This is a genomic window from Streptomyces sp. NPDC017448, assembly GCF_044330565.1.
GTDB lineage: Bacteria > Actinomycetota > Actinomycetes > Streptomycetales > Streptomycetaceae > Streptomyces.
Genome location: NZ_JBIRLM010000007.1, coordinates 323,352 through 334,801, shown reverse-complemented (window position 1 = coordinate 334,801; position 11,450 = coordinate 323,352). Strand labels below are relative to the sequence as shown.

Here is an 11,450-nt window from a genome sequence, read left to right as displayed (position 1 = left end):
TCTACAATCCTATCTCCCTCTCGTCTAGGTTGCTATTCTGTATGTGTGTCTTCTTGTTGTGTTTGTAGATCTGCTTTTGGGTCGTTGCCACCGACCCCCCCCCCCGCGGCTCTTGGCATGCCCCCAGCCCGGGCTTCCGGACGGCGTGCGGCGGCCCCCGGCGGGGCCGCCGCGTCCCGTCTCAGGGGGTGAGGGGCGGCCGGGGCCCTCGGGGGTCGTCGTCCGGCCCGGAGGGCGGCCGGGGGCCGTCCTCGCGGATGACCTCGCCCTGGACCACCTTTCCGTCCGGCCGGTGGATCCTCGCCTGCTGGAAGGCGTCCGAGAAGGCGCCCGGCGCCGCGGCCCGCATCCGGCGTTCCAGGGAGCGCTCCGTGGAGCGGCTGATCAGGGTGCGCACCGGGGGCACCAGCAGGATCAGGCCGACCGCGTCCGAGATCAGGCCCGGGATCAGGAGCAGCAGCCCGCCCAGCATCAGCAGTCCGTTGCCCCGGGAGCCCTTGCCGCCCGCGATCGCGCCCGCGGGCTCGGCGGAGGCGCCGGGCTGCCCCGGCATCCGCTGGAGGGTCTCGGTGAGGTTCTTGAAGGCGCGCCGGCCGGCGCTCTTGATGACCACGGAGCCGAGCGCGGCTCCGGCCACCAGGATCAGCAGGACGGTGAGGCCGCCCGCGGCCGAGGCGACCAGGGTCAGCAGCCACACTTCCAGGACCAGCCAGGCGACCAGCGCCGGCGGGAGGAATCTGCGGATGCGCGAGCGTCGGGGACGGGTCGGGGGCGGGGTGCCGGTCGTCATGCTCCCAGTGTGCCCGTACCGGGGTGCGGGCCGCGTAAGGGGGTGATCATGGAACGGTCCCGGACCCGGCCTTCTCCGGCCCGCGGTCCGCGCCTGCCGTCCCCGGCCGCCGTGCCCGGCGGCCCGGCCCGCGGCCCCGCACCCAGGGCGTCAGAGGTTCTTGCGGCCCAGGACCTTGTTGGTGCGGGAGGCGATGCCCCAGCCGGTGACCCGCCACAACGCCTCGACGAGGATGTCCCGGCTCATCTTCGAGTCGCCGATCTCCCGGTCGACGAAGGTGATGGGGACCTCGACCACGTGGTAGCCGGCCTCGACCGCGCGGCGGGCGAGGTCCACCTGGAAGCAGTAGCCCTGCGAAGCGACCTCGCCCAGCCCGAGGCCGTCGAGCGTCCCGGTGCGGAAGGCGCGGTAGCCGCCGGTGACGTCCCGGACGGAGAGGCCGAGGGCGAGCCGGGAGTAGAGGCTGCCGCCGCGCGAGATGACCTCGCGGCTCTTGGGCCAGTTGACCACGCGGCCGCCGGGCACCCAGCGGGAGCCGAGGACCAGGTCGGCGCCCTTGAGCGCGGTGAGCAGCCGGGGCAGCTCCTCGGGCTGGTGGGAGCCGTCGGCGTCCATCTCGACGAGGACGCCGTAGCCGTTCTCGCGCCCCCAGGCGAAACCGGCGAGGTAGGCGGCGCCGAGCCCTTCCTTGCCATTGCGGTGCAGGACGTGGACCTGGCCGTCGGCGGCCGCGATCTCGTCGGCCGCCTTGCCGGTGCCGTCGGGGCTGTTGTCGTCGGCCACCAGGATGTCGGCGTCCGGGACGGCGGTGCGCACCCGGGCGACGATCGGTCCGATGTTCTCGGCCTCGTTGTAGGTCGGAATGATCACCAGGACCTTGCCGAGCGGGCCGAACCGCCTCTGACCGCCGTCGTTCACTACTGCCCCTTAGAGTCCGTACACAGGGGGACACCATATCCAGCGCGCGGGCCGCCGGGAGCCGCGCCCACCGCGGAACCCGCCGCGACTGCGGGTTCCGCCGGGTGGCTGCGGGTCGGGGCCCGGCGCCCTTCGGGCCGGCCCGGGGCCCGCTGGCTGCGGGTCGCCCGAAAGCCGTTGTCTACTGAGCGTCCGGGCCCCACCCGGATCCCACCCTCCGTCCGGCCGAGACCTTCTCTCGCCCCCGAGGCGCGGGCGCTGAACCTGGCTGTCAGTGGCGGCGGGCCGGTGCGGCACGCCACCTCATGACCCAGCGGCGTTCGACGACTGCGTGGAGGTTCGACCGGTCGGACGTCCTGTGGTGGACCCGCCGAACCTACCGGCCTCCGGCCGCTTTCTGTCAACACCCGTGCGACCTGCGCATTCTCGGGGAACCGCCTGGTCAGCGCCGCAGGGGCGCAGGTCGCGGACCGGCGGTCGGGCCGTCGGCCGGCGGCGCGACATGCCCTGACGTCACTCGTTCGGTCGCACGTAGACCGTTTGTCCGAGGACCACGGTCCGCAGGCAGACCGGGAGGTCGGCCCCGGGCGTCAGATCGGGCAGGCCGGGCGTCCCGGACCGGGGGTCGGTGGACCACCGCGCGACCCGGTCGTCGGGGGCCTGGACCAGGAGTTCCGCGGTGCGCCAGACGGCGTAGTCGGCCGGGGCGCCCGGTACCAGCAGGCCCCCGTCGTCACGGCCGACGGCCCGCCAGCCGCCCCGGGTGTGGGCGGTGAAGGCGGCGCGGACGGAGACGCGGTGCTCCGGGGTGCGGTGGTGGGCGGCGGCCCGCACGGTGCCCCACGGGTCGAGCGGGGTGACCGGGCTGTCGGAGCCGAAGGCGAGCGGCACCCCGGCGCGCAGCAGCGCCGCGTACGGGTTGAGCCCGGCGGCCCGCTCCGCGCCGAGGCGCTCGGCGTACATGCCCCCCGGGCCGCCCCACGCGGCGTCGAAGGCGGGTTGGACGGAGGCGGTGAGACCCAGCTCCGCGAAGGCGGCGATCGTCTCGGGGGTGAGCATCTCGGCGTGCTCGACGCGGTGCCGGGCGGCCCGGATCCGGTCGAGGCCGAGCTTCTCGGCGGCGGACCTGACCCCGTCCACGACCGCGGTGACCGCGGCGTCGCCGATGGCGTGGAAACCGGCCTGGAGGCCCGCCTCGGTGCAGGCGGCGACATGGGCGGCGATCCGCGCGGCGTCCAGGTGGGCGGCGCCGGTGTGCGGGGCGTCGGCGTAGGGCTGGTGCAGGCAGGCGGTGTGCGAGCCGAGGGAGCCGTCGACGAAGAGGTCGCCGGCCGCGCCGATCGCGCCGAGTTCGCGGATGCGCCGGGCGTCCTTCTCGTTCCCGACCTCCTCGGCCCAGAGTCCGAGGACGCGCGGTCCCGGCCGGTCGGCGGCGAGCGCGAGCAGGGCGGTGAAGTCCTCCTCGTCGGAGATCTCGGGCCCGCCGCACTCGTGCACGCTGCCGATGCCGAGGGAGGCGGCGTGGTCGAGGGCGGCGCGCTGGGCGGCGGTCCGCTGGGCGGCGGAGAGCGCGCCGTGGGCGGCGGCCCGGACCGCGTGGTGGGCGTCGTCGGTCAGCGGCCCGTCCGGGTGGTAACCGCGCATCGCGGTGACGCCGGGGACGAGGTCCAGCAGGGCCGTGGTGACGACGGCGGAGTGGACGTCGATCCGCGGCAGGTAGAGGGCCCGGCCGCCGGCCGCCTCGTCGAGTTCGGCGCGCGAGGGGTGGCGCCGCTCGGGCCAGCGGGCGGCGTCCCAGCCGTGCCCGAGCAGGACGTCCCCGGCAGGACGGGCGGCGGCGAACGCGCGGACGAGGCCGAGGGCCTCGGGGAGGGTGCGGGCGCCGGAGAGGTCGAGTCCGGTCAGGGCCAGGCCGGTGGCGGTGGTGTGCACATGGGCGTCGGTGAACGCCGGGGTGACCAGGGCGCCTTCGAGGTCGACCACCTCGTCCACCCCGCTCGCGAAGGCGTCCGCCGCCCCCTCGGACCCCACCCAGGCGATATGCCCCCGTTCGACGACCATCGCGGTGGCGAACGGGTCGGCGGGGCTGTGGACGTCGCCGCCGCGCAGCAGCATGGTGCGGTGGTCGGGGGCGCTCTGGGGGGCGGTGCTCTGGCTCATGGGACCAGTCTCGCGCCTGCCGCCCGCCGTCCGGCCCCCGGCCCCCCTCCGGCGGAGGGGTCGTCCGGTGCTCAGATCCGCGGGGGGCGGGCCTCGTAGGGGGTGGACAGGACGACCGTGGTCCGGGTCGAGACGCCCGCCAGGGTGCGGATGCGGGTGAGCAGGTGCTCCAGCTCCAGCGGGGTCGCCACCCGCACCTTGAGGATGTAGTTCTCGTCCCCGGCGACGCTGTGGCACGCCTCCAGTTCGGGCACTCCGGAGAGCCGCTCGGCGATGTCGTCGGGGGCGCTCGGGTCGAACGGCTTCACCGAGATGAACGCGGTGAGCGGCAGCCCGACCGCCTCGGGGTCGACGACCGCGGCATAGCCGCGGATCACCCCGCGCTGCTCCAGTCGGCGGACGCGCTGATGAACCGCCGAGGTGGACAGGCCCGTGGCCTTGCCCAGGTCGGTGTAGCTCATCCGCCCGTCCTTGACGAGCAAATCGACGATCTGACGGTCCAGCTCCTCCATATGGATCAACCTAGGGCCCCGGGGGCCGGTCGGCACAGTCGTACGGGCCGCGGGAGGGCACCTGCGGGCGGCATGTGACGAATGCCACATGTCTACGGGTCGGTAGCGGGCCGCCTCGCGGTTATCGGCCACGCGCCGCGGGCAGTGCTTGCTGTGGTCGAGGCCACGGCGCCTCGCCGGCCCACCCGAGGGGGAATTCATGCAGAGCCTGAAGCTCACCGGACGTACCGAACCGGAGCCTGTCGAACCGGACGACGACGGGGACGCCGACGCGTACGACATGTTCGAGATGGTCCGGGTGATCTGCCCGGACTGCGCCCAGCCCATCGCGCTGCTGGCCGACGAGGACGCCCTGCCGGAACACGCCCGGTGCCCCTCGCCGTGGAACCCCTTCGTCCTCACCGTCTGCGCCGGGACCGGCCGCGGGGTGGCCGACGCCAGGCCCGCGGACGAGACGCTGGAGCTCCAGGAGCAGGAGACCGGGCTGCTGCTGACGCTCCCCCAGGGCCTCGACTGGCGGATGCAGCCCTTCTCGCACGCCGGCGGGCCCGGCTCCCGTCCGCTGCGCGTGCCGCGGATGCGGCGCGACGCCGCCTGACCCGTACGCCCTGGAGACGCCCCGCACCGCGCCGGCCCGGCCGCCGTGGTGCCGGAGGCCCCCTCTCCCGGTCACCGGCGCGCGGCGGGGACGCCCACGAACGGGCGGTCGAATCGGCGCGGCAGTGACCCCGGTGCGCCCCGCCGCGTTGGCCCGGTATGACCACGCTGCCTTCGTCCGTCGGTTCGGGTCGCCGCCGACTCGCCTCTCCCGCCCCCGAAGAATCGGTTCCGCAGCCGGGAGCGCCCGCTCAGCCGCTGCCCCGGGCCACCGGGGCCTCCCCCATGGGCTCCCCCGTGGACCCGCCGATCTACAGCGCGCTGCTCAGCCAGTGGGAGAGCGCCGGGCGTACGGTGCCGGGCCGCCGCGACGCGGAGTGGAACCAGGCCGCGGCGCTCCCCTCCTGGTCCGAGGGGTCGCCCCGGTTCAGCGCGTTTCGGGACCTGCGAGGTGGCGCGCGATGACCATGCGCTGGATCTGGTTGGTGCCCTCCACGATCTGGAGCACCTTCGCCTCGCGCATCAGCCGTTCGACCGGGAAGTCGAGCGTGTAGCCGTATCCGCCGAGCACCTGGACGGCGTCGGTGGTGACCCGCATGGCCGCGTCGGTGCAGAACAGCTTCGCCATGGCGGCCTGCCGGGAGAACGGCTCCCCCGCGTCCCGCAGCCGCGCCGCCTCCAGGTAGAGCGCCCGGCCGGCCTCGATCTGGGTGGCCATGTCGGCGAGCATGAACCTCAGCCCCTGGAAGTCCGCGATGGGACGGCCGAACTGCCGCCGGTCGGTGGCGTACCGCACGGCCTCGTCCAGGGCCGCCTGGGCGACGCCGACGGCACACGCGGCGATGCCGAGCCGGCCGGAGTCGAGGGCGGACAGGGCGATGGCGAAGCCCTGGCCCTCCTCGCCGATGCGCCGGTCGTCGCCGACCCGTACGCCGTCGAAGTGGAGCTGGGCGGTGGGCGAGCCCTTCATCCCCATCTTCTTCTCGGGGAGCGCGGCGCTCAGCCCCTCGGCGTCGCCGGGGACGAGGAAGGCCGTGATGCCGCGGGGGCCCTCGACGCCGGTCCTGGCCAGCACGGTGCAGAAGTCCGCGACGCCGCCGTGGGTGATCCACGCCTTGGTGCCGGTGACGATCCAGTCGTCCCCGTCCCGCACGGCCTTGGTGCGCAGCGAGGCCGCGTCGGAGCCGGAGGCGGGTTCGGAGAGGCAGTAGGCGCCCAGCAGGCCGCCGGAGAGCATGTCCGGGAGGTGGGCGGCCCGCTGCTCGTCGGTTCCGTAGCCCGCGAGGGCGTGGCAGGCCAGGGAGTGGACGCTGACGCCGAGTCCGACGGTGAGCCGGGCGGCGGCCAGTTCCTCCAGGACCTGGAGGTAGACCTCGTAGGGCTGGTCGCCGCCGCCGTGGGCGGAGTCGTACGGCAGACCCAGGAGTCCGGACTCGGACAGGAGGGAGAAGACCTCCCGGGGGAAGACGCCCGCTTCCTCCTCCTCGGCCGCCCGGGGAGCGATCTCCTTCGACACGATGTCGCGGACGAGCTCGACGAGCTGCCGGGACTCCTCGGTGGGCAGACGGCGTTCCACCGGCTGCGGGGCACGGTCGGTCATGACGGCGCTCTCCTCCCTGTCGGGCGTTGCGACGGTCGCGCGCTCGGGGTGGGAGAGGCGCCGCCGGGTGATCCCCCGGAAGTGACCCGGGAAAAACAGACTGCCCCGCCGATCCTGCCCGTCCGGATCACGGGGGCACGGCCATCGGCTGTGGCGCGTTGAGTATGCCCGATCGGACGGCTCCCGTCACGGGGTGACGGAGCAGGTCACGGGCCCGACGAGCCCTGCGGGGCCGATGAATTGGTCCGCACCATTGCCCCCTGCGGGACCGGTCCTTCCCCGGCTTCCCCGAAGGCCGATCGCGTCCGTGCCGACCGGGCGCCGTCCGCCCGGAGTCCGGCCGGCGCCTCCGCGCCCCCGATCCGGACCGCGCGGGCCCGGTCCCTCGGTGCGGACGGGCGCCGGGGGGGGCGGATGCCGGGCCGGCGCCCGCCCCTTCGTGCGCGGTCGCCCCGGCCGGGCACGTGCCCCGGGTGCGCCCCCTGGCCCCCGCCGTGCCGTATCCCCCGTACGGCGGCCTCCGTTCGCCGCCCGGCGGCCCCGGGCCGAAACTGATCCGGCAGCCGACGCACGGCAGCGGCATCCGTACGAGAAAAGGCGCACCCATGTCCTTCACGCTTCCCGGGAACATCGAGGAACGGCCGGTCGCGGTCATCGGCGCGGGCACCCTCGGGCGCCGGATCGCGCTGATGTTCGCCGACCGCGGCGGGCTGGTCCGCATCCACGACAAGTCCGGCGAGGCGGGCGCCGCCGCACGCGGCTACGTCGAGGAGCAGCTTCCCGACCTCGTCAAGCGCATCGACGGCGGCAGGGCGGGCCGGGTGGTCGTCACCGACGACCTGGCCGAGGCCCTGTCGGACGCCTGGCTCGTGGTCGAGGCCGTGCCCGAGCGCCTCGACCTGAAGAAGGAGATCTTCGGTGAGCTCGACCGCACGGCGGCCTCCGACGCGATCCTGGCGAGCAACTCCTCCTCGTACGCGTCGAGCGAGTTCATCGACCGGGTCAGCCGTCCCGAGCGGGTGCTGAACATGCACTTCTACATGCCGCCCCGGCAGAACGCCGTCGACATCATGTCGGACGGCGCGACCGCCCCCGCCGTCATGGAGTTGCTGAAGAAGGAGCTGCCCAAGTACGGGGTGTTCCCGTTCGAGGCGCACAAGGAGTCGACCGGCTTCATCTTCAACCGCATCTGGGCCGCCATCAAACGCGAGGCGCTCTCGGTGGTGGCGGAGGGGGTCTCCACCCCGCAGGACGTCGACGAGATGTGGAAGATCAACATGGGTCTGGAGGCCGGTCCCTTCCGCATGATGGACCAGGTGGGACTCGACGTGGTCCTGGACATCGAGAACCACTACGCCGACGAGAACCCCCACCTCTCCTCCGGCCCCCGGGAGCTGCTCGGGAAGTACGTGGACGCGGGCCACCTCGGCGTCAAGACGGGCCAGGGCTTCTACACGTACGACCGGCCCGACGCGACCGCATGACCTCCGAACGCCACCGGACGGCCGTCGACGCCGGGAGGCTCCGGGCACTGCTCGGACGCCCGAAGCTGTGGCTCGTCCCCGGACTGCTCACCGCCCTGGTCGCCCTGGTGCTGTCCCTGCTCTACATGGGGGGCATCCTCAATCCGGAGGACCGCCTGCACAAGTTCCCGGTCGCCCTGGTGAACGAGGACGCGGGCAGGCCGCTGCCGGGGGCCGACCGGAACCTGGGCGCCCTGATCAGCGCTCAGGTCATCGACGCGTCCTCGTCCGACGAGGTGCGGTGGCGGCAGCTGGACACCGCGGAACTCGAGGACGAGCTCGCCTCCGGGAAGGTCTACGGAGCCCTCGTCATCCCGAAGGGCTTCACGGACGACGTCCGGTCGCTCGGCGGGCGCGACGCCACCCGGCCCACCCTGACCGTGCTCACCAACCCCGGCATGGGCAGCTTCGGTTCGTCCTTCGCGTCCCGGATCGCCCAGCAGGCCGCGCAGAAGGCGTCGACGGGGATCGGCAAGCAGCTCAGCTCCTCACCGGCCTTCGCCGACGCCGGCGCTGCGGAGAACCTGCTGCTCGACGACCCGGTCGCGGTGGTCACCAGGACCGGGCATCCGATCGGCGACCACAGCGGGCTGGGGCTCAGCGCGTTCTACTACACGCTGCTGCTCGTCCTGGCGGGGTTCCTGGGCGGCAACATCATCCACAACGGCGTCGACACCGCCCTGGGGTACGCGGACGCGGAGATCGGGCCGTGGCACACGCGCCACCGCACCGTTCCCGTCAACCGCACGGAGACCCTGCTGCTGAAGTCGGCCATGACGGCGGTGCTGTGCCTGCCGATGACCGCCCTGGTGATGCTCGCGTGCATCACCGTGCTGGGGATGGACGCCTCGCACGTGCCGCTGCTCGCGCTGTTCTCGTACTGCTCGTGCCTGAGCGTGGGGCTGGGCGTCCAGGCGATCAACGCGGCCTTCGGCAGCATCGGCCAGATCGTGTCGATGTTCGTGTTCATCGCCCTGGCCCTGCCGTCCTCCGGGGCCACGATCCCGCTGGAGGCCGTACCCGGCTTCTACCGGTTCCTCGGCGCGTTCGAGCCCATGCGCCAGCTCGTCTCCGGCGTCCGGGCCATCCTGTACTTCGACGCCCGCGCCGACGCCGGTCTGGCCCGCGCCTGGATCATGCTCGCGGTCGGGTTCGTCCTCGCGCTCGTCTTCGGCTTCCTGATGACCCGCTACTACGACCGCAAGGGCCTGCACCGCATGGTGCCGCAGCCGAGCTGACGGGAGGTCCGTCAGGACCCCCCGGGCAGGAGGCAGAGTCCGGTCAGCGGGTGGCCCGGCGCGGCGAGCGTGTACGGGGCCCGGCCTGCGGCGCGGCCGTCGGGCAGGGGCACCGCGCGGAGGGAGCCGCCCAGGTCGGAGACGTAGGCGATGCCCTCTTCCCGGTCGACGGCGAGGCCGATCGCCTCGGCGAACCCGTCCGCGAGGATCTCGGGGTCCTGTCCTCGCCCGCCGGGTTCCGGGACGGGCGCGCGGTTGAGCGTATTGCCGGAGGGCGGTGCGCCGCGGTCGGTCCAGTGCAGCCGATCGCCGTCGAGGTGGAGGTCGATGGGCTCGGGCAGCCCGTCCCAGAGCACCTCGACGTCCGAACGGTCCGCGGCGGTCTCACCGGGCGGGAGCTCCAGCCCCGCACGCAGGATGCGGCCCCGACCCCCCTTGGCGGGGCCCTTCTGGGTCCAGTACAGAAAGCCCCGGGCCGGGTCGACCGCCACCCCGACGCACTCGGCCATGATGCCGTCGGCGGCGGGGTTCACCACGAGGTCGGCCAGGCCGCCGCCGTCCACCCGGACCCGGCTGACCCGGCGGCCCTCCCGGTCCCCCCAGTAGAGCGTGCCGGCTCCGTCGCCGGTGAGCTGCTTGCCGGTCGTGACCGCTCCCGGCGGGACCACGTCGCGCCGGGCGCCGCCGTCCAGGCCCACGGCGTGGACGCCGCCGTTGCGGCGGGAGAAGTCCTGCCCCTCCTCGCCGGAGGCGCCTGGGTCCGTCAGCGGCTCGCCCATGGTGGTCCAGTAGGCGGTACGGGAGTCCACGACGATGCCGTCGGGCGCGTCGCCCGCCTCCTCGACGAAGGTGTCCACCCGGCCGTCGGAGGCGCTGATCCGCAGCACCTTCGCGGGTATCACCTGCAGTGCCAGCAGTTCTCGCGCCATGATGACCGTCCCTCTTCCGGAGCGGCCGGGCCCTCGGTTCCCCGGCCGGGGGGCGTGGCACCGCGCTCGGGGGCGCGGTGAGGTCCGCACCGACGATCGCCGCGGCGGCCACCGAGACCGCTGCCCGCCGCGGAGAGGCGGCCCCGCTCGGTGCCCCCGTGCGGCGGCCCCTGTTCCAGGGAACGGGACCGGCCTGGTCCCGGCAACTCGGGGGGGGGACGGGGCAGACCGGGGTCAGCCGCGGACGACGCCCCAGCCGCCCGTGTACGACTCCCCCGGGGCGAGCGTGATCAGGTCGGTGCCGGTGGCCAGGGCGTTCGGCGGGCCCGTCATCGGTTCGACGCCGATGCCACGGCGGTGGGAGGCGGGCGGCACCCGGTCCGCCGTGTAGACCTCCAGCCACGGCTGGGCCTCGTCCAGCCAGAAGCGGGTGGCGCGGCGCGAGCCCTCCAGGCGGACCCAGGCGCGCCCGTCCGCGTCGCGGTCGAGATCGGTGAAAGCGACGTCGAGGGTCTGCGCACCGATGCGGCGCGGGGCGGTGAAGTCGTACTTCGTGCCCGTGGCGTCGGCCGTCGGGCCGGAGGGGAGCATCCGCTCGCCGACCGGCTGGTAGCGGCGGCCGGGCAGCGTCAGCACGCAGTCGTCGAGCGGTTCGCCGACCGTCAGGTAGGGGTGCGCGCCGTGGGCGTACGGGGCGGGGCGGGTGCCGGCGTTGCGGGCCACGACCCGGACGGTGAGGCCGCTGCCGGCGTCCAGGGTGTACGTGACGGCGAGGTCGAGGCGGAACGGGTAGCCCGTCGACCCGTGCAGGGCGTAGGCGAGGGTGACGGCGTGCGGGTCCTGCCGGACGGGCCGCCAGGTCGTCCACCGGACGAGGCCGTGGATCGCGCAGTCCAGCTCGGGTTCGGACACGTCGAGTCGGTACTCCGTGCCGTCGAAGGTGTAGCGGCCGCGGTCGACCCGGTTGGGCCAGGGGATCAGCAACTGGCCGAAGGCCGCCGGGGCCGGTTCGTCGGGGCCGTACGAGAGCAGGAGCGGTTCGCCGCGGTGGCTCAGCTCCCGGAGGCCCGCGCCCGTCTCCGTGACCGTCGCCGCGTAGTCGCCCGCCGCCAGCCGGTACTGCTCTCCTGTGGTGTTCTCGCTCATGGGTTCATCACTGTCCGCCGGGGTCAAGGCGGTACCG

Annotated in this window: 11 protein-coding genes; 4 read left to right on the top strand and 7 right to left on the bottom strand. The window is 74.1% G+C overall.

Annotation, left to right across the window (positions count from 1 at the left end):
* Nucleotides 1-181 precede the first annotated feature (181 nt).
* The 4 genes from fxsA to ACH4K1_RS15330 all read right to left on the bottom strand — a co-directional run bounded on the left by fxsA (nucleotide 182) and on the right by ACH4K1_RS15330 (nucleotide 4,380).
* On the bottom strand, nucleotides 182-790 hold the full coding sequence (gene fxsA, locus ACH4K1_RS15345; RefSeq protein ID WP_398089707.1) for an FxsA family membrane protein: 609 nt from the start codon (nucleotides 788-790) through the stop codon (nucleotides 182-184).
* Nucleotides 791-940: 150 nt separating this feature from the next.
* On the bottom strand, nucleotides 941-1,708 hold the full coding sequence (locus ACH4K1_RS15340) for a polyprenol monophosphomannose synthase (RefSeq protein WP_398089705.1): 768 nt from the start codon (nucleotides 1,706-1,708) through the stop codon (nucleotides 941-943).
* A 513-nt stretch (nucleotides 1,709-2,221) separates the two neighbouring features.
* Nucleotides 2,222-3,868 (bottom strand): amidohydrolase, encoded by a 1,647-nt coding sequence (locus ACH4K1_RS15335; RefSeq protein ID WP_398089703.1) that lies wholly within the window; start codon nucleotides 3,866-3,868, stop codon nucleotides 2,222-2,224.
* 71 nt (nucleotides 3,869-3,939) lie between these two features.
* A complete protein-coding gene (locus ACH4K1_RS15330) occupies nucleotides 3,940-4,380 on the bottom strand; it encodes an Lrp/AsnC family transcriptional regulator (RefSeq protein WP_073769944.1) in 441 nt (146 codons plus the stop codon).
* Nucleotides 4,381-4,579: 199 nt separating this feature from the next.
* On the opposite strand from ACH4K1_RS15330, the gene ACH4K1_RS15325 reads away from it, so the two are divergent.
* On the top strand, nucleotides 4,580-4,978 hold the full coding sequence (locus ACH4K1_RS15325; protein ID WP_398089701.1) for a hypothetical protein: 399 nt from the start codon (nucleotides 4,580-4,582) through the stop codon (nucleotides 4,976-4,978).
* A gap of 158 nt (nucleotides 4,979-5,136) precedes the next feature.
* Nucleotides 5,137-5,442, top strand: coding sequence for a hypothetical protein (locus ACH4K1_RS15320; protein ID WP_398089699.1), 306 nt, complete (start codon nucleotides 5,137-5,139; stop codon nucleotides 5,440-5,442).
* Here the strand turns inward: ACH4K1_RS15320 and ACH4K1_RS15315 are convergent.
* Nucleotides 5,405-6,577 carry an acyl-CoA dehydrogenase family protein gene (locus ACH4K1_RS15315; protein WP_398089697.1) on the bottom strand — a complete coding sequence of 391 codons (1,173 nt, stop codon included), beginning with the start codon at nucleotides 6,575-6,577 and terminating at the stop codon, nucleotides 5,405-5,407. The genes ACH4K1_RS15320 and ACH4K1_RS15315 overlap by 38 nt on opposite strands.
* Before the next feature lie 605 nt (nucleotides 6,578-7,182).
* On the opposite strand from ACH4K1_RS15315, the gene ACH4K1_RS15310 reads away from it, so the two are divergent.
* Nucleotides 7,183-8,061 (top strand): 3-hydroxyacyl-CoA dehydrogenase family protein, encoded by an 879-nt coding sequence (locus tag ACH4K1_RS15310; protein ID WP_398089695.1) that lies wholly within the window; start codon nucleotides 7,183-7,185, stop codon nucleotides 8,059-8,061.
* A complete protein-coding gene (locus tag ACH4K1_RS15305) occupies nucleotides 8,058-9,338 on the top strand; it encodes a YhgE/Pip domain-containing protein (RefSeq protein WP_398089693.1) in 1,281 nt (426 codons plus the stop codon). Before ACH4K1_RS15310 ends, ACH4K1_RS15305 begins: the two co-directional genes overlap by 4 nt.
* An 11-nt stretch (nucleotides 9,339-9,349) precedes the next feature.
* Here ACH4K1_RS15305 and ACH4K1_RS15300 read toward each other — a convergent pair whose 3' ends face one another.
* Entirely contained in the window at nucleotides 9,350-10,267 is a 918-nt protein-coding gene (locus ACH4K1_RS15300) for a hypothetical protein (protein ID WP_398089691.1), read from the bottom strand.
* Between the two features lie 234 nt (nucleotides 10,268-10,501).
* A complete protein-coding gene (locus ACH4K1_RS15295; RefSeq protein ID WP_398089690.1) occupies nucleotides 10,502-11,413 on the bottom strand; it encodes an aldose 1-epimerase family protein in 912 nt (303 codons plus the stop codon).
* Nucleotides 11,414-11,450: the final 37 nt, after the last annotated feature.